The organism is Massilia sp. UBA6681 (genome assembly GCF_002454935.1).
GTDB classification, from domain to species: domain Bacteria; phylum Pseudomonadota; class Gammaproteobacteria; order Burkholderiales; family Burkholderiaceae_D; genus Telluria; species Telluria varians.
Genome location: NZ_DKJX01000054.1, coordinates 1 through 17936, shown reverse-complemented (window position 1 = coordinate 17936; position 17936 = coordinate 1). Strand labels below are relative to the sequence as shown.

The 17936-nt window shown below is 68.0% G+C and carries 13 protein-coding genes and 1 pseudogene; 12 read left to right on the top strand and 2 right to left on the bottom strand.

The features are described from left to right. Nucleotides 1–68 precede the first annotated feature (68 nt). The 12 genes from B2R83_RS08605 to B2R83_RS08550 all read left to right on the top strand — a co-directional run bounded on the left by B2R83_RS08605 (nucleotide 69) and on the right by B2R83_RS08550 (nucleotide 15679). Nucleotides 69–869, top strand: coding sequence for an ABC transporter permease (locus B2R83_RS08605; protein WP_292040131.1), 801 nt, complete (start codon nucleotides 69–71; stop codon nucleotides 867–869). Then, a complete protein-coding gene (locus B2R83_RS08600) occupies nucleotides 869–2104 on the top strand; it encodes an ABC transporter ATP-binding protein (RefSeq protein ID WP_292040130.1) in 1236 nt (411 codons plus the stop codon). Before B2R83_RS08605 ends, B2R83_RS08600 begins: the two co-directional genes overlap by 1 nt. Continuing rightward, nucleotides 2101–3402: an FkbM family methyltransferase gene (locus B2R83_RS08595; RefSeq protein ID WP_292040129.1), complete on the top strand. Its 1302-nt coding sequence runs from the start codon at nucleotides 2101–2103 to the stop codon at nucleotides 3400–3402. The genes B2R83_RS08600 and B2R83_RS08595 overlap by 4 nt, the downstream gene beginning before the upstream one ends. A 17-nt stretch (nucleotides 3403–3419) precedes the next feature. Then, nucleotides 3420–6332, top strand: coding sequence for a glycosyltransferase (locus tag B2R83_RS08590; protein WP_292040128.1), 2913 nt, complete (start codon nucleotides 3420–3422; stop codon nucleotides 6330–6332). Next, nucleotides 6325–8241 (top strand): hypothetical protein, encoded by a 1917-nt coding sequence (locus B2R83_RS08585; RefSeq protein WP_292040127.1) that lies wholly within the window; start codon nucleotides 6325–6327, stop codon nucleotides 8239–8241. Before B2R83_RS08590 ends, B2R83_RS08585 begins: the two co-directional genes overlap by 8 nt. After that, a complete protein-coding gene (locus tag B2R83_RS08580) occupies nucleotides 8238–9278 on the top strand; it encodes a glycosyltransferase family 2 protein (RefSeq protein WP_292040126.1) in 1041 nt (346 codons plus the stop codon). Before B2R83_RS08585 ends, B2R83_RS08580 begins: the two co-directional genes overlap by 4 nt. Continuing rightward, the gene (locus B2R83_RS08575; protein ID WP_292040125.1) at nucleotides 9275–9664 is read left to right on the top strand and encodes a GtrA family protein; all 390 of its coding nucleotides are present in this window, start codon (nucleotides 9275–9277) and stop codon (nucleotides 9662–9664) included. The genes B2R83_RS08580 and B2R83_RS08575 overlap by 4 nt, the downstream gene beginning before the upstream one ends. Then, on the top strand, nucleotides 9661–11736 hold the full coding sequence (locus B2R83_RS08570; protein ID WP_292040124.1) for a DUF7024 domain-containing protein: 2076 nt from the start codon (nucleotides 9661–9663) through the stop codon (nucleotides 11734–11736). Before B2R83_RS08575 ends, B2R83_RS08570 begins: the two co-directional genes overlap by 4 nt. After that, on the top strand, nucleotides 11733–12029 hold the full coding sequence (locus B2R83_RS08565; RefSeq protein WP_292040123.1) for a hypothetical protein: 297 nt from the start codon (nucleotides 11733–11735) through the stop codon (nucleotides 12027–12029). The genes B2R83_RS08570 and B2R83_RS08565 overlap by 4 nt, the downstream gene beginning before the upstream one ends. A gap of 48 nt (nucleotides 12030–12077) precedes the next feature. Next, nucleotides 12078–13532 carry a hypothetical protein gene (locus tag B2R83_RS08560; RefSeq protein WP_292040122.1) on the top strand — a complete coding sequence of 485 codons (1455 nt, stop codon included), beginning with the start codon at nucleotides 12078–12080 and terminating at the stop codon, nucleotides 13530–13532. Beyond that, nucleotides 13526–13843 (top strand): DUF7024 domain-containing protein, encoded by a 318-nt coding sequence (locus tag B2R83_RS08555; protein WP_292040121.1) that lies wholly within the window; start codon nucleotides 13526–13528, stop codon nucleotides 13841–13843. Before B2R83_RS08560 ends, B2R83_RS08555 begins: the two co-directional genes overlap by 7 nt. Before the next feature lie 144 nt (nucleotides 13844–13987). Next, entirely contained in the window at nucleotides 13988–15679 is a 1692-nt protein-coding gene (locus B2R83_RS08550; RefSeq protein ID WP_292040119.1) for a histidine kinase famiy protein, read from the top strand. A 117-nt stretch (nucleotides 15680–15796) separates the two neighbouring features. On the opposite strand, the gene B2R83_RS08545 is transcribed toward B2R83_RS08550, so the two are convergent. Then, nucleotides 15797–17320: a DEAD/DEAH box helicase gene (locus B2R83_RS08545; RefSeq protein WP_292040118.1), complete on the bottom strand. Its 1524-nt coding sequence runs from the start codon at nucleotides 17318–17320 to the stop codon at nucleotides 15797–15799. 258 nt (nucleotides 17321–17578) lie between these two features. Beyond that, nucleotides 17579–17936: pseudogene (locus B2R83_RS08540) on the bottom strand (hypothetical protein); the annotation flags it as partial.

Below are 17936 nucleotides of genomic sequence, written 5' to 3'. Positions count from 1 at the left end.
GCTCAGCCTTTCCTTATGCAACTCACATTGACGTACCCGATTGGGGCGCTGCTAGAGCGGGCCGCCCCATGATTTCTCCACTGATGCTGCGCGGCCTGTGGGCCTACCGCGGTTTCGTGCTGGGCAGCGTCAAGCGCGAATTCCAGTCGAAATACGTGAACGCGATGCTGGGCGCCGTCTGGTCGGTGCTCAGCCCGCTCGCCATGATCCTCGTGTACACCGTGATCTTTTCCGAGGTCATGCGTGCCAAGCTGCCGGGCAACGCCTCCGGCGCCGCCTATTCCATTTACCTGTGCGCCGGCGTCCTGACCTGGGGCCTGTTCGCCGAAATCGTCGCGCGCGGGCAGAACATGTTCCTCGAGCAGGCCAACCTGCTCAAGAAGATCAGCTTCCCGCGCATCTGCCTGCCGATCATCGTCGTGCTCAACGCCCTGGTGAACTTCGGCGTCATCTTCGGCCTGTTCCTGGTGTACCTCCTCGCCTCGGGCAATTTCCCGGGGGCCGTGTTCTTCGCCATCATCCCGGTGCTGTTGCTGCAGATCCTGCTGGCCATCGGCCTGGGCATGGTGAGCGGCATCCTGAACGTGTTCTTCCGCGACGTCGGCCAGTTCGTCACCATCGCGATGCAGTTCTGGTTCTGGCTCACGCCGATCGTCTACCCGGCCTCGATCCTGCCGGAAGCGGCGCGGCCGATCCTGGTCTACAACCCGATGGCGGCCGTGGTGGGGGCGCACCAGGCGATCCTGGTCGAAGGCCGCCTGCCCGACTGGAACGGCCTGATCCCGGCCGCGCTGCTAGCCCTGCTGCTGTGCATCCTGGGCCTGCGCCTGTTCCGCAAGCGCTCCGGCGAAATGGTGGATGAACTCTGATGGGCAGCATCGTCGTTCAAAACCTGGGCAAGGCCTACAAGCAGTACCCGACGCGCTGGTCGCGCCTGGGCGAATGGCTGCTGCCGCTGCGCGGCCCGCGCCACAAGCTCAAGTGGGTGCTCACTGACATCAACTTCCAGGTCTCGCCGGGCGAGGCCGTGGGCCTGATCGGCATCAACGGCGCCGGCAAGAGCACGCTATTGAAGCTCATCACCGGCACCACCCAGCCGACCACCGGCAGCGTCTGGATGGAAGGCCGCGTGGCCGCGCTGCTGGAACTGGGCATGGGCTTCCACCCCGATTTCACCGGACGCCAGAACGTCTACATGGCCGGCCAGCTGCTGGGCATGACGGTGGACGAGATCGGCGCGCTGATGCCGCAGATCGAGGCCTTCGCCGACATCGGCGACTACATGGACCAGCCGGTACGCGTCTACTCGAGCGGCATGCAGATGCGCGTCGCCTTCTCGGTCGCGACGGCGCGGCGCCCCGACATCCTGATCGTCGACGAAGCGCTGTCGGTGGGCGACGCCTACTTCCAGCACAAGTCCTTCGACCGCATCCGCCAGTTCCGCAAGGAGGGCACCACCCTGCTCCTGGTGTCGCACGACAAGCAGGCGATCCAGTCGGTGTGCGACCGCGCCATCCTGCTGGACGGCGGCCGCCTGGCGAAACAGGGCAAGCCGGAAGAGATCATGGATTATTACAATGCCATGATCGCGGAACGCGAGAACGAGACCGTGCGCCTGAACGAGACCGGCGACGGCAAGGTCCAGACCATCTCGGGCACCGGTGAAGCCACGGTCAGCGACATCGCCCTGCGCGACGAGCTGGGCGAGCGCGTCGAGGTGGTCGACGTCGGCGCGGCCGTGACGCTGGAAGTGAAGGTGAAGGTCAAGGCCCCGATCCCGCGCATGGTACTCGGCTACATGATCAAGGACCGCCTCGGCCAGCCGATGTACGGCACCAACACCCACCTGAAGGGCTTGCCGCTCGAGGACGTCGCGCCAGGGGAGGAAGTGAGCTACCGCTTCGCCTTCCCGATGAACCTCGGCCCCGGCACCTATTCGGTGGCGACCGCGATCGTCAGCACCGAGACCCACCTGGTGAACAACTACGAATGGCGCGACCTGGCGCTGGTGTTCACCGTGATGAACATGCGCCGCCCCCACTTCGAGGGCTCGGCCTGGCTCGACCCGGCCGTCGATATCCAACGTTCCCCATTGAGCACATGAGTTTCATTTCCTACTCCCAGAACGCCGAGGACGTGCTGTTGTGGCGCGCGCTCGGACAGGTCGAGAACGGCTTCTACATCGACGTCGGCGCCAACGATCCCGAAGAGCATTCGGTCACCAAGGCCTTCTACGATGCCGGCTGGCGCGGCATCAGCATCGAGCCGCTGCCCTCCTTCCACCAGGCCTTCCTCGAGCAGCGCCCGCGCGACGTCAACCTGGCGATCGCCGCCGGCAGCGCGAACGGCGAGCTGACCCTGTACGATACGCCCCAGGTGCGCGGCTGGGCCTCGCCCGACCAGGCGGTGGCCGAGCTGCACCGTTCGGAAGGCCACCAGGTCGTCGAGCTGAGCGTGCCGGTGCGGACCCTCGCCTCGGTGTGCGAAGAATACGTGCAGGGCCAGCAGATCCACTTCCTGAAGATCGACGTCGAAGGCTTCGAGGGCGAAGTGCTCAAGGGGATGGATTTCGCACGCTGGCGTCCCTGGGTGCTGGTGATCGAGGCCACGCTGCCGAACAGCCGCGAGACCAACCACGCCTCCTGGGAGCACATGGTGACCGGCCAGCGCTACCGCTTCGTGTGGTTCGATGGCCTGAACCGCTACTACGTGGCAGAAGAACACAGCGAACTGGCGCGGCACTTCGGCATCCAGCCGAACGTGTTCGACGACTACATCTCGCACCACCTCGACAAGTCCTGGGCCGCGTCCAGGAAGCTGACGCATGACTTGCGTGAAACCGAGCGCCATGCCGCCGCCACTGCCGATGCCCTCGAAGTGCAGCGGGAGGAAGCGCATTCCTTGAAGGGACAGCTCGACGCCGCCTGGAGACGGGCCGAAAGCCTGGCGCAGGAAAAACTGCATGCCGAAGTCAGCATCATCGCGCTGCAACAGGCGGTCGCGGCCGAACAGGCCAATGCGGAAAAACTGCTGGCTTGGGCGAAGAGCCTGGAAGCGACCGTGATCGCGACCCATGCCAGCACCTCGTGGAAAGTCACCCGTCCGTTGCGCATTGCCGGCGCCATCGTCCATGGCCTGCGCCGGCCCGAGCGGACCAAGCGCATCGTGACGCGCTTGACCCGCAGCGAAACGCTGCGGCGCCTGCTGATTCCCTTCCTGCTGCGCTTTCCCGCGCTGAACCGGAGGGTCCAGGCTTCGCTCTCCGCCATCAAGCAGGTGCCGCCGGAGCCGCTGCCGGAGGGCGTCAAGCCGGTACCGGACGAACTGCGCGGCGTTCCGGCATCGGTACGCAAGGTGATGGCCGACCTGCAGCAAGCGCGCCGCCGGCATACCGGTTCTTGAAGCCTACCGAACAGATTATGCGTATCGTTATCGATCTACTTGAAAACCATGGCCGCGTGGACGCCGCCGCACTGGCGCTGGTTCAGGAACTGGCCCGCCATGCCGGCGCACGCGAGGTGCGTGTCGCCCTGCCGCTCCTCGATCCCGTCGCACTCGACACCCTGCGCTCGTGCGGCCTGCTGCGACCCGAACACGTCCGTGCGTTCGACCTGCCGGCCGGCGGGCGCTTGCGCGCGCACGCACGCGCGCATGCCCTGGCGGGACTGGCGCCGGACGTCGTACTGCTGCCCGTGCGCGTCGCCCGCGGCCGCGCCGCCGATACCCCGGCCACCCCATTTCCCGTGCTGGAAACCGAATGCCGCGGCGTGCACATCGCCACGCTGCTGACGGCGCTCGACGCCAGCGCCGCCGAACGGCCATCGAACGGGTCCGCCACGCGCCCCAGGTTGGCTTATGTCTCGCCGCTGCCCCCGGAACGCTCGGGCATCGCCGACTACAGTGCCGAACTGGTGCCCGAGCTAGCTCGCTACTACGACATCGAACTGGTGGTGGAACAGGAAGCCGTGACCGACCCACGCCTCGATGGCCTGCCCCTGCGCGATGCCAGCTGGCTGCGCGCGCACGCGCACGAAGTCGACCGCGTGGTGTACCACTTCGGCAATTCGCATGCGCACAAGCATATGTTCGAGCTCGTGCGCGACGTCCCGGGCGTCGTGGTGCTGCATGACTTCTATCTGTCGGGCGTGCTCGACAACCTGGAGCGCGAGGAATATCTAGACAAGGGATTCCTGCACGCGCTGTACGAATCGCATGGCTACACCGGCATGCTCGACCATCGGCGCGACGGGCGCAATCCCTCGATCTGGAAATACCCGCTCAACAAAGGTGTGCTCGACCATGCGGCCGGTGTCGTCGTTCACGCCGACTTTTCGCGCGAGCTTGCAGAGCGCTGGTATGGGAAAGGCGCCGCTGACGCCTGGCGCACCATCCCGCTGCTGCGCGGCCGTCCCACAGGTGAACAGGCGGTCACTCGCGCCGCCGCCCGGACCCGCCTGGGCCTGGGTCCGAACGAGTTCGTGGTCTGCAGCTTCGGCATGCTCGGCCGCACCAAGTTGAATGCGGAACTGCTCGACGCCTTCCTGGCCTCCCCCCTGGCCGCCGATCCGGACTGCCGCCTGCTGTTCGTCGGCGAGAACGATTCGGGGCCATATGGCGAGGACTTGCTGGCGAAGATTGCCGCCAGCCCGGCCGCGGGACGCATCGCCATTACCGGCTTCGTCGACGGCGCCAGCTATGCGGACCACCTGGCCGCCTGCGATGCGGCGGTGCAGCTGCGCACCTCCACGCGCGGCGAGACCTCGGCCTCGGTGCTCGACTGCCTGCTGTACGGTATTCCGACGATCGTGAACGCGCATGGCTCCACGGCGTCCCTGCCCGACGCGCTGTTGGTCAAGCTGCCCGACGAGGTCGCGGTCGACGCCCTGGCGGACGCCCTTGCCCGCCTGCGCCGTGACGAGACGCTGCGGGCGACCCTGTCGGCACGGGCGCGTGCGCACCTGGACGAATACCATGCCCCCGCACGTGTCGGCGCCCTGTACCACGATGCCATCGAAGACTTCGCACGCCGCGGCGAAGCCGCCGCCTACCGGCGCCTGATCCACTCGGTCGCTCCCTTGTGTCCCACGCAGGAACTGGAACAGCTGGCGGCGGCCATCGCCTTCAACCGCCCCGGGCTGCCGCCGCGCCAGTTGCTGGTCGACGTCTCCGCCATGGTGCAGTCCGACTTGAAGACCGGCATCCAGCGTGTGGTGCGCAGCGTGCTGCTTGCCATGATCGCGGATCCGCCGCCGGGCTGGCGCATCGAACCGGTGTACTCGCACGGCGGCAACCGCAGCTACCAGTACGCTCGCCGCTTCGGCCTGGGACTGGTGGGCGAAACCGAGCTGGCGCTGGAAGACGCGCCGGTCGACCTGCGTCCGGGAGACATCTTCTTCGGCCTCGACCTGTTCACCACCGGCACCTCCCAGAACGAAAAGCTGCTCCTGTCGATGCGCGACCGCGGCGTCGGGGTCTATTTCGTCGTGTTCGACATCCTGCCGATGCTGCGCCCGGACGTCTTCCCCTTCGGCACCGAGCAGTACTTCGGCGAATTCCTGCGAACCGTGCACAAGGTCTCGGACGGCGTGCTATGCATCTCGCGCGCCGTCGCCGACGAACTGGCCGGCTGGATCGAACGCCAGGGATTGAGCCGCCGCACGCCCTTGAAGCTCGGCCACTTCCACCTGGGCGCCGACATCGATGCCAGCGCGCCCAGCTTCGGCCTGCCGCCGGACGCCGCGCAGGTGCTGGACGCGCTGGCGCAGCGCCCCAGCTTCATCATGGTCGGCACGGTGGAGCCGCGCAAGGGCCACACCCAGGCGCTGGACGCCTTCGAGCTGCTGTGGGAGCGCGGCGAGGACGTCAACCTCGTCGTCGTCGGCAAGCAGGGCTGGATGATGGAAAAGCTGTGCGAACGCATGGCCGCGCATCCGGAAAAATCGAAGCGCCTGTTCTGGATGAACGGCATCTCGGACGAGATGCTGCTCAAGCTTTATGCCGCCTCCTCGGCCCTGCTGTCGCCGTCCGAAGGCGAAGGCTTCGGCCTGCCGCTGATCGAGGCGGCCCAGCACGGCATCCCGATCGTCGCGCGCAGCCTGCCGGTGTTCCGCGAAGTAGCGGGCGAGCATGCCTATTACTTCGACGGCCTGGCGCCGCAAGACCTGGCCGACGCGATCCAGGCGTGGCTGCTCTTGCAGCGCGAGGGCAAGGCGCCGCAGTCGACCGGCATGCCCTGGCTGACCTGGGACCAGAGCGCCCGGCAGGTGCTCGACGGCCTGGTACGCCAGCAGTGGTACCGCGTGCTGCCCGGCACGGATAACGGCCGTGCTTGAGCGCTTGCGCTTCCCGCTGCTGGTCGCACTCAGCCTGTGCGGCCTGCTCTGGATGTACGAGCCCTACTACGGCGGTGACGTGGTCGAGTACACGGTCGCCACCGTGGCGATCGCCGACCATGGCTCGCCCGACATCCGTCTGGAAGACATCGCCCGCGTGCGCACCCTGCTGCCCGGCATGTTCGCGGAACCCTTCGACCTGCTCGAGCGCGGCATGCGCGCGGGCGACCAGCAGCTGTACGCGGCCTTCGTGCGCGGACGCGATGGCGACGTGTTCCCGGTCCACTACTTCGGCTATTCACTGCTGGCGGCCGCTCCCTTCAAGCTGTTCGAGGCGCTCGGCATGCAGCCCTTCAAGGCATTCCAGGCGGTCAACCTGGCGGCCGTCTTCGTGCTGGGACTGGCGCTGCGCCGCTTCTTCGGGTCCGAGCCCAAGGCCTGGCTCGGCCTGGGACTGTTCATGCTGTGCGGCGGCGCCCTCTACCTGCACTGGACCAGCCCGGAATGCGTGAGCGCGGCCCTGCTGCTGGCCGGCCTGCTGTTCTATACCAGCGGCGCCCCGCTGGCCGGCAGCGTGCTGGCCGGGCTGGCCGGGCAGCAGAATCCGACCATCCTGTTCTTCTTCGTGTTCGCGCCCCTGTTCAAGCTCTGGCTCGAGTATGAGCGCCAGCTCGGCGGATTGGCAGGACTGCGGGCCAACCTGCGCGCCCAGCTCACCCGCAGCAACATCCTCGGCCTGGCTGGCGGCATGGCGGTGTTCGCGCTGCCGCCACTGTTCAACCTGTGGCAGTTCGGCGTTCCCAACATCATCGCCAAGCTGTTCTCCGACCCGGGCCTGGTCGGCGCGACGCGCCTGCTGTCCTTCTACTTCGACCTGAACCAGGGCATGATCGTCGGCGTTCCCGCCCTCCTGCTGCTCCTGCTCCTGCTGCTGCCGCGCATGGATGGCCGCGCGCGCGGGGTGCTGCTACTGAGTGCGCTGCTCACGCTGGCGCTGGCCCTGCCTGCGCTAGCCGTGCTGAACTGGAACTCGGGCGCCGTGGGCCCCATGCGCTACGCCTTCTGGGCCGCGATGCCGCTGGTCTTCGCGCTGCTGGTGCTGCTGCGCCGCCTGCCGCGCTGGCCGCAGCTGGCCCTGGTGCTGCTGGCGGCCGGCCAGGCGGCGGCGGTGGACCACGCATCCGAATACGACTACGTCCACTTCAGCCCCACCGCCGAGCTGGTCCTGGCGCGCGCCCCGCAGCTTTACCATCCGGAGCCCGAGATCTTCGCCGAGCGCGCCGGCCACCACGACAACTACATCCAGACCGACAAGGTCTACGTGCTGCGCGGCGCCGACGGCAGGGAGCTGAAAACCCTGGTGCATGCGTCCAATGCCCACCTGGACGAGCAGCTGTGCGGCCGCGGCGCCAGCCTGGCGCCCGACCTGCCGCAGGTGGCGAGCACGCGCGGCTGGCGCTACATCGACGGGCCGCTGCGCTGTGTCGCAGGGGGCTACGTCCAGCGCAGCTTCGGGTTCGACGCGCTGCGCGCCGGCGAGGCCGTAGCCCTGGTGTCGGGCTGGAGCAACCTGGAAGCGAACGGCCCCGGCTGGGACGGCGCCTGGTCGCTGGGCGCGCGCTCGCGCCTGCGCGTGAAGGTCGACGGCGCCGCCGTCCAGGCCCTGCTCATCGCCGGCAACTACCTGGCGCCAAACCGCCAGACCCGCATCATCGTGAACGGCCAGGACCTCGGCTGGCATGCGCTCGACCAGGCCGGCCCGCTGGCGCTGCCCGAACAGGCGCGCGCCGCCACCCTCGACATCGAACTCGAACATGCCTCGCCCACCTCCCCCGGTCCGGGCGACCCGCGCCTCCTCGCCTTCTTCCTGCGCGAGATCAGCGTACGCCAACACCCCAGCAAGCCATGAACGCTATTGACGCCAGCAGCACGAAGCTTTCTCCCGCCACCGCGCAGGCCATTGCGCCGATCGGCGTGCCCGACGCGGTCGCGGTCGTGATCCCCAGCTACAAGGTCACGCGCCACATCCTGGGCGTGATCGAAGGCATCGGGCTTGAAGTCAGCCGCATCTACGTGGTGGACGACAAGTGCCCGGACGGCAGCGGCGCCTTTGTCCGCGAACACTGCCGCGACCCGCGCGTGGTAGTGCTGGAACACGCCGAGAACCAGGGCGTGGGCGGCGCCGTCATGACCGGCTACCGCGCCGCCATCGCCGACGGCGCCAAGGTGATGGTCAAGATCGATGGCGACGGCCAGATGGACGGCGCCCTGATCCCGAACTTCATCGCGCCGATCCTGGCGGGCGAGGCCGACTACACCAAGGGCAACCGCTTCTTCAACCTGGAACGCCTGGGCGCGATGCCGCCGATGCGCCTGTTCGGCAACGCGGCCCTGTCCCTGATGACCAAGCTGTCCTCGGGCTACTGGGACCTGTTCGACCCGACCAACGGCTACACCGCGATCCACGCCGACTGCGCGCGCTTCCTCCCTTTCGACAAGATCAGCAAGCGCTACTTCTTCGAGTCGGACATGCTGTTCCGCCTGAACATCCTGGGCGCGGTGGTGGCCGACGTGCCGATGGACGCCGTCTACGGCGACGAGGTCAGCAACCTCAAAATCTCGCGGGTCGTCACCGAATTCTTCACCAAGCATGTGCGCAACTTCGGCAAGCGCATCTTCTACAACTACTACCTGCGCAACATGTCGGTGGCCTCGATCGAGCTGCCGCTCGGGATCCTGCTGACCCTGTTCGGCATCATCTACGGCCTGACGCACTGGATCGCCTCGGCCCAGGATGGCGTCGCGACGCCGGCCGGCACCGTGATGCTGGCCGCGCTGCCGGTGATCATGGGCGTGCAGCTGATCCTCGCCTTCATCGCGCACGACGTCGCCTCGGTGCCGCGCCGGCCGCTGCACAAGAAGACCCTGTACCGCAGCACCCCATGAGTCCGGCCAAGATCGCTTCGAAACTGGCCTCGCGCCAGTTCGCCGTCTACGTCACCGGCGGCGTGCTGTGCGCGCTGGTCGACATCGGCCTGATGCAGCTGCTGCTGGGCGCAGGCTTCCATCACACCGCCGCCGCCAGCGCCGGCTTCGCGGCCGGCCTGCTGGTCAACTTCGCCTTCCACTCGGGCGTCACCTTCAACGCCTCGGCCAATCCGGCGCGCTTCGCGCGCTACCTGTGCCTGGTCGCCGTGAACTACGGGCTGACACTGGGCTGCGTGGCCCTGGCCCAGGCGCTGGCGGGCAATCCCCTGCTCGGCAAGCTCCTGTCGCTGCCGCTGGTGGCGGTGAACGGCTTCCTGCTCGGCAAATACTGGATCTTCAAGTGAATACCACGGCAAGCAACCGGAACACGCGCATACCCTCCCTGGTCCTGGCTGCCGGCATGGCGCTGGTGGGCTGGTACCTGCTGCAGCGCACGCTCGGCCTGTCGCCCGGCGTCTTCGCCGACGAGTGGTACTACAGCAAGATGGCGCGCCTGATGCCGCTGTCCGACGCCACGCTGCCTTCCTGGCTCTACCTGCTGGTGTTCGGCGCCAGCAGCAGCTGCGGCCCCGGCTTCCTCGACTGCGCCCGCATCGGCAACGCTTTGTTCCACATCGGCGCCGCCCCCTTCCTCTACCTGGTCGCGCGGCGCGTGATGCCGGCGCCGCTGGCCTGCGCCATCGCCCTGCTGTCCCTGCTGCTGCCGCTGAACCTGTACACCAGCTTCTTCATGCCGGAGTCGATGTACTTCTTCGGCTTCGCGGTGCTGGCCTGGGTCGCGCTGTGCGGCCTGGCCTGGCGCCCGTGGCTGCATGCGCTGCTTGCCGGCCTCGTGCTGGGCCTGATGAGCCTGGTGAAGGTGCACGCCATCTTCCTGCTGCCGGCGCTGTGCCTCTACCTCGTGTACGCCAGCCGTGTGCGCGCTGGGGGTGACAAGGACGGCGCCTGGATCGCACGCGGCCTGGGCGCGGCGGCGCTGGCCCTCGTCACCGCCGTGGTGGTGAAACTGCTGCTCGGCTGGCTGCTGGCCGGCGAGGCCGGCCTGACCCTGTTCGGCGCCTTCTATGGCGCCGGCGCCAGCTCCTACTCCCAGCACAGCCTGCTGTCGCGCCTGCACCCGATCACGGTCAGCGCACGCGGCCATGCGATGGCCTTGACGGCGCTGCTGGCCATCCCGCTGGCGGCGCTGCTGCACGCCCTGTTCAGCCGCGACACCTGGCGCGCCGACAATCCGCGCGGCCCGCTGGTCGTCTTCACCGTGCTCGCACTCGGCTCGGCGCTCGGCCTGGCCGTCCTGTACACGGCCTCGATCGCCCACGAGGGACCGACCGAAGTCATACGCCTCCATTCGCGTTACTACAGCTTCGTCCTGCCCCTGCTGCTGTTGGCGGGCGCCGCGGCGACTCGCCCAGCCGGTTCCGGCCAGCTGCTGGCGCCGGCCCTGATCGCACTGCTGCTGGGTTTGCTGCTGGCACTGGCCTGGTTCCGCATGTCCGGCTTCGACCCGCGTATCACCGATAGTCCCGAGTACACGGCGCTGCTGCTGCGTGACTGGACGGTCGGTGCGCTGTTCATCGTACAGGCCCTGCTGCTGGTCCTGTGGCTACGCTACCGGCGCGCCGCGGCCTGGGGCTTCATATTGCTGGCGCTGCCGCTGGCCTTGTACGTCACCGATGTGCAAATCGGCACCTACCTCGGCCACCGCCAGCAGGCAGGGGCTGCCGACCGCGCCGGCATGGCCGCGCGCGCGCTGATTCCGCTGGAGGAGCGCGGCGCGACCATGATCGTCGCCAACGGCGCCGACCTGTTCCGCACCCAGTTCCACATCGACTACCCCGAGATGACCCTGCTCAACATGCCCGACGGCAGCCCGATCGAGGCCTATCGCATCGGCTCGCAGACCCGCTGGCTGGTCGCGGTGGGCCGCCATCCGCTGCCGGAAGGGATGGTGCCGGCGGTCGCCAACGAGGCCTTCACGATCGTCAAGCTGCCGCGTCCCGAGCGCAGCCTGGTAGGCGAGTACGCCTTCAATGTGCCGCCCGGCCCCGGCCAGCTGGTGGTGGGGGCCGACGGCCTGTCGAATGTGGAAGCCTGGGGCCGCTGGTCGGACGGCAAGCGCGTCGAGCTGCGTTTCGACCGCCCCCTGCCGGCGCGCCTGACGGTGGTCTTGAGCGCGGGCGCCTTCGGCGCCAACATCAACGCGCCCTTCGTGCTGCGCGTGGGGGACGCCGCGCTTGAATTCCGCCTGCCCTGGGAAGCCCGCGAAGTCGTGCTCGACCTGGATACCGACGGGCGCCAGCAGACCCTGGCGATCGACGTGCCGCAGCCGCAGCGGCCTAGCGAGCTGGGAAATTCGACGGATACGCGCCTGCTGGGGATTTCGCTGACGCGCATGCGCATTGAAACGAGACCATGACTCCACACGATACCCGAACAAAACGCCTTGTCTGGCCCCTGGCCCTGAGCTTCGCCCTGGCCGGCATCGCCTGGCTCCTCTACCAGCGCAACGCCGGCCTGCAGCCGAGCGTCTTCGCCGACGAATGGTATTACAGCAAGTTCGCGCGCCTGATGCCGCTGGCGGATTCGATGCTGCCCTCGTATCTGTATCTATGGCTGTTCGGCGCCAGCAGCGCCTGCGGCGACGGCTTCCTCGACTGCGCCCGGATCGGCAACCTCGCCTTCTTCGTGGGCGCCGCGCCTTTCATCTAGCTGATCGCGCGCCGCTACACGAGCGCTCCGGCGGCCGCCGGCGTCGCGGTGCTGAGCGCCCTCGCGCCGCTGAATTCCTTCACCGTCTACTTCATGCCGGAATCGATGTACTACTTCGGCTTCTGCGTGCTGAGCTGGGTGGCGCTGAAGGGCAGCGACTGGCGGCCAGGCGCGCATGCGCTGGCGAGCGGCGCCGTGCTCGGCCTGATGAGCCTGGTCAAGGTGCATGCGGTGTTCCTGTTGCCGGCCCTGGTTCCCTTCCTGCTGGCGGCCAGCTGGCTCCGTGGCGGCCCCTGGTTCCTGCGCGGCATCGCCATGGCGGCCGCGGCCACCCTGTGCACCTTCGCCGTCAAGTTCAGCCTCGGCTGGCTGCTCGCCGGCGACGCCGGTCTCAGCATATTTGGCGCCTTCTACGAGTCGACCAGGCTGGGCACCGACGGCTTGACCTTGCTGGGGGCGGCCCTGGTCAGCGCGCGCGGCCACCTGATGACGCTGGCCCTGGTCTACGGCCTGCCGCTGGCCATGCTGGCCTACGCCCTGGCCACGCAGGTCGCGCGTCCGCGTGCCGCAGGCGCCGTCCCCGACCGGGAAGACGCCAAGCGGCGCCTGCTGTACCTGTACATCCTGCTCATGCTCGGCGCCGCCGCCGGCCTGACGGTCATGTATACCGCCGGCCTGCACGTCGAGGGCAGCCGCGAAGGCCTGCGCCTGCACCTGCGCTACTACAGCTTCGTGTTCCCGCTGCTGCTCGTCGTGGCCGCGGCGGCGCTGCCCCGGGAAGCACGGCTGCCGGAAGGGCGCGAGCGTCCCTGGCTGCGCTGGACGCTGGTCGTTGCGCTGGGGGCGACCCTGGCCGCGGCGCTGTTCATGCTGCAGGGCTATACGACGAACGTGGTGGACGGCCCGGACATCCATCGCCTCAACGTGACGGACAAGGCCCTGCGCATCCTCGTCGGACTGCAGTTGCTCGTGCTGCTCGCCTGGGCGATGCGCCTGCGCGCGGCGCCGCTGCTGTTCCTCTGCCTCGTCCTGCCGGCAAGCTATGCGGCCAGCAACCGGGCCATCCACAATCACTTCGAGAACCTGCGCCCGCCGAGCAAGACCGACCTGGCGGCCAAATGGGTGTACGAGCACGTGCCGCCGGCCGAGCGCAGCCAGGTGGTGGTGGCGGGCGTCGACCTGAGCATGATGCTGCGCGCGCAATTCCATATCGACCACCCGGACACCACGACCATGGTGATCGACTTCGGCCCGGTCGCCGAATACCAGTTGCCGTTGAACAAAAAGTGGATGCTGCTGCTGGGCGAGTACCAGGTGCCGGACAACATCGCCACCACCGTCCTGCGCACGCCCTGGTACACGGTGCTGCGCCTGCCCGAGCCCGAGCCGAAGCTCAGCCATGTGAAACTGTCGCTCCCGCCGGATCCGCGCGTGGTGACCGGCGTCGAAGGCCTGTCGCACCTCGAACCTGGGGCCGCTGGTCGGATGCGAAACGGGTGGTGATCGAGTTCGCGCAGCCGCTGCCGCGCCGCGCCGGCGTGGTGCTGACGGCGCGCGCCTACGACGTCAACGCCAACATGCCGTTCAAGATGCACCTCGGCGGCCAGACCCGGGAATTCAAGGTCGGCTGGCACCAGCAGGAAATCGGCCTGCATTTCGACACCGACGGCGCCGCCCGCACCCTGGTCATCGAGGTGCCGCAGCCGGTGTCGCCGGAGGAGCGCGGCCACCCCGGCGATTCGCGCAAGCTCGGCATCGGCATCGGCGACATCATCATCACCGACGGCACCAAGCAGGCCCAGGCCGCGCGTTGATCTGGCGCAGACCGGTGCCTTGTTGCCGGTGCTGTGTGCGGTCACGTACGGAATACCATCCCCTGCCCCGCTAAAGTGAACTCGAGCCGGCCGCCCGCGTGCGGCTGCCGGCGGCGCGGCATGTTGCCGCACATCGGGACACACATGGCAACTGGATCGGACAAGGAAGATCACCTCTCGAAACCCCTCGACATGCAGGGGAATGGCCAGAGCGTGGGCGTGCAGGCCGTCGGCGAGGTCGAGGGCAATGCCGTCACGCCGACCGGCGGCCCGGGCGTCAATCACTGGCAGGCCGGCTATATCGGCCGCCGCGGGCTGGACGAGCGCAGCAACATCTTCTTCGCCGCCGTCGAGATGACGCGCATGCCCATGATCATCACCGATCCCAACCAGGACGACAATCCGATCGTGTTCGCCAACGGCGCCTTCTTCGACCTCACCGGCTACGAAGAGAAGGATGTGATAGGCCGCAACTGCCGCTTCCTGCAGGGGCCCGACACCGACCGCGGCACCGTCGCCGAAGTGCGCAATGCCCTGCGCGAGCAGCGCGCGGTGGCGGTCGACCTCCTCAACTACAAGGCCGACGGCGAGCCTTTCTGGAACGCCCTGTTCATCGGCCCGATCTTCGGCCAGGACGGCAAGCTGCTGTACTTCTTCGCCTCGCAGATGGACGTCACCGAGCGCCGCAGCACGCTCGAGTCGAACCTGCAGGCGCAGAAGATGGAGGCCATCGGACAGCTGTCGGCCGGGATGGCGCACGACTTCAACAACCTGCTGCAGGTCATCAACGGCAACCTCGAACTGGCGCTCCTGAGCGCCGGGAAGACCCCCGCGGCGGCCGAGCCGATCCGGCGTGCCCAGCGCGCCACCCTGCAGGCCGGCAAACTCACCCAGCAACTGCTGAGCTTTGCGCGCAAGCAGCGCCTCGAGCACAAGCGCGTCAGCCTGAACGCGCTGGTGGTCGATTTTTCCGACATGCTGGTGCGCACGCTTGGCGACAAGGTCGAATTGCGCCTCGACCTGCGCCCCGGCCTGCCGTCCTGCTCGATCGACCCGACCTACCTGGAAATGGCGCTGCTCAACGTCGTCATCAATGCGCGCGACGCCATGCCGCAAGGCGGCGTGGTCACGGTGGGCACGGCGGTGGTCGAGGAAGCACGGCGCCTCGCCAACCGGCTGCCGCCGGGCGAGTACGTCGCCATCTCCATCCAGGACGGGGGCGAAGGCATGCCGCCGGACGTGCTCAAGCGCGCCACCGAGCCCTTCTTCACCACCAAGGGCCTGGGCACGGGCCTGGGCCTGGCGATGGTGCACGGCTTCGTGCAGCAGTCGCAGGGCCGGCTCGACATCGACAGCGAACCTGGACGCGGCACCCAGGTGCGCATGATCTTCCCGGTGGCGCAGCAGCCGCGGCACGAGGACGGCGGCCTGGAGCCCGGCACGGACGCGCACGAAGCGGGGCGCAAGTGCCGCATCCTGGTGGTGGAAGACAACGAGGACGTGCGCGAGCTGGCCGAAGCCATGCTGGCGGCGGCCGACTACGACGTGCTGTCGGCGCCGAGCGGCGAGCGCGCGCTCGAGCTGCTCGAAACGGAAAAGGTGGATTTGCTGTTCACCGACGTGATCATGCCGGGCGGGATGAACGGGCTGCAGCTGATCGAGCAGGTGCATGCCAGCAAGCCGTCGATGCCGGTGCTGGTGACCACCGGCTACATGGACGAACTGCCGGCGCGCGGGGCGCGCGACAAGTCACTGGACGTGCTGGCCAAGCCCTACCAGCACCAGGACCTGCTGGACCGGGTGCATGCGGCGCTGCGGGCGCGCCGGGCCGCCTGAACTCGCTATTCGTAGGGTGGACGGCTCCGCCGTCCGCGCGTTCAGCCAGTGCAAGCGCAGTGGCAAATTATCATGGAGTTGAACGCGCGGACGGGAAACCCGTCCACCCTACGAAAATCAATTGCTACGTGGCCCACCGCCCAGCAGGAAAGCCAGCTTCTGCTTGCCCGGCTTGGCTTGCGGCGCCGGCGTCACGACTTCCCTGCGTGCCGCGCTGGACGGCTCGTAGGGCTTGAGGAACCACGGATCGACCTTCTCGCGGCGCGGCGTCGGGCTGTAGCCGCTGCTGCGCGACGGACGTTCGCCGCGCTCGCCGCCACGCGGGGCGCCTTCGTCGCGGCGTCCACGGCGTTCGCCGTCGCGGGCGAATTCTGGGCGTCCGCTGTCGCGCGAACGGCTCGACGGCGCCACGAAGCCCGGCAGCTCGCCGCGCGGGACGGTCTGCTTGATCAGCTTCTCGATGTCAAGCAGCAGGCGCTCGTCCTTGTCCGAGTACACCGACAGCGCGTCGCCCGAGGCGCCGGCGCGGCCGGTACGGCCGATGCGGTGCACGTAGTCCTCGGCGTTGTACGGCAGGTCGTAGTTGATCACGCAGGGCAGGTCCGAGATGTCGAGGCCGCGCGCGGCCACGTCGGTCGCCACCAGCACTTCCACCGTGCCCGCCTTGAAGGCGTCGAGGGCGGCCATGCGCTCCTGCTGGGTCTTGTCGCCGTGGATCGCCGAGGCCTTGATGCCTTTCTGCTCGAGGTGGCGCGACAGGCGCGAGGCGCCGATCTTGGTGTTCGAGAACACGATCACCTGCTTCAGCTTGCGCTCGCGGATGATGTGCTCGACCACGTCGCGCTTGAGCTCCTCGTCGACCTTGTAGACGATCTGCGTGACCTTGTCGGCAGTGGCGTTGCTGCGCGCCACTTCGATCAGCACCGGACTGTTCAGGAAGCTGTTGGCCAGCTTCTTGATCTCCGGCGAGAAGGTGGCCGAGAACATCAGGTTCTGGCGCTGCTTCGGCAGCAGGTTGATGATGCGCTGCAGGTCGGGCAGGAAGCCCATGTCGAGCATGCGGTCGGCTTCGTCCATCACCAGCATCTGCACCTGGCCCAGGCTGATGTTCTTCTGCTCGATATGGTCGAGCAGGCGGCCCGGGGTGGCGATGACGATCTCGACGCCGCCCTTCAGGATGGTGGTCTGGCCCTTCATGTCCATGCCGCCGAACACGACGGTGGAACGCAGCGGGGTGTGCTTGGCGTAGGCCTTGACGTTGTCGGCCACCTGCACCGCCAGTTCGCGGGTCGGGGTCAGGACCAGGGCGCGCACCGGGTGACGCGCCGGCGACATGCTGCTGTTGGCATGCGCCAGCAGGTGCTGGATGATCGGCAGCGAGAAGCCGGCGGTCTTGCCCGTGCCGGTCTGGGCGGCGCCCATGACGTCGCGGCCCTGCAGCACCAGCGGGATCGCCTTGGCCTGGATCGGGGTCGGATGCTCGTAGCCCTGGTCGGTCAGCGCGCGCAGGATTTCCGGCGCCAGGCCGAGGTCGGTGAAGCGCACGGTCGGCGCTTCGTCCGCCTTGACCTGCTCGACCGGTGCGGCCAGGGTGATGTCGTCGGAATCGGCGCTCACGGGAGTATTCTGGATATCAGACATATTCTTGTTGGACAGTATTTCGTTAGCTCTACGGCTGCGCCTGCGGGCACAAATCGGCCCGCGCGGGTAGCTTCCAGAGGGACGGCGGGCCGGCAAACCGGCACGCATGGGCCGCGAAGCGCCCAGGCAACAAGCCTGGACTGGGCGGACGTAGAGGCACTTTAGCGGGCTACACGATACCTGAAAACCACCCCCATGTATATAAAGTCCTGTTTCCGGGGCAGTTTTCGAGAACGGTGGAAGGCATCGGATAAAGGGTCAGGGTGTCCAGCCACGCTGCTGGGCCGCGCGTTCGGCCGCCGAATCGAGGGTGGCGCCGACGATGCGGGCGTCGATGGCGGCCTGTACCGACGGCGGCAGGGTGCTGCCGTCGAGCCAGGCGGTGCCCGGCTGCGGCTGGGCCAGCACCGGAATGGTCCAGCGCCCGTTGCCGCGGCAGGCCAGGCCGGCCGTGGTGTCGACCACGAAGCTGCGGCAGTAGCTGCCGTCTTTCGACACGAAGGTGACGCCGATGCGCACCCCGGTTTCCGAAGGGCCGGGGCTGGCCAGCTGGCCGCCGAGGGCTTCGACCAGGCGCCCGCGCGCTACCAGGGCGCCGTCGCTGGCTTCGAGCATC

Bases quoted from the DNA above. Each gene is read 5' to 3' on its own strand.
- B2R83_RS08605 (WP_292040131.1), top strand. From the start codon at position 69: ATGATTTCTCCACTGATGCTGCGCGGCCTGTGGGCCTACCGCGGTTTC.
- B2R83_RS08600 (WP_292040130.1), top strand. From the start codon at position 869: ATGGGCAGCATCGTCGTTCAAAACCTGGGCAAGGCCTACAAGCAGTAC.
- B2R83_RS08595 (WP_292040129.1), top strand. From the start codon at position 2,101: ATGAGTTTCATTTCCTACTCCCAGAACGCCGAGGACGTGCTGTTGTGG.
- B2R83_RS08590 (WP_292040128.1), top strand. From the start codon at position 3,420: ATGCGTATCGTTATCGATCTACTTGAAAACCATGGCCGCGTGGACGCC.
- B2R83_RS08580 (WP_292040126.1), top strand. From the start codon at position 8,238: ATGAACGCTATTGACGCCAGCAGCACGAAGCTTTCTCCCGCCACCGCG.
- B2R83_RS08575 (WP_292040125.1), top strand. From the start codon at position 9,275: ATGAGTCCGGCCAAGATCGCTTCGAAACTGGCCTCGCGCCAGTTCGCC.
- B2R83_RS08565 (WP_292040123.1), top strand. From the start codon at position 11,733: ATGACTCCACACGATACCCGAACAAAACGCCTTGTCTGGCCCCTGGCC.
- B2R83_RS08550 (WP_292040119.1), top strand. From the start codon at position 13,988: ATGGCAACTGGATCGGACAAGGAAGATCACCTCTCGAAACCCCTCGAC.
- B2R83_RS08545 (WP_292040118.1), bottom strand. From the start codon at position 17,320: ATGTCTGATATCCAGAATACTCCCGTGAGCGCCGATTCCGACGACATC.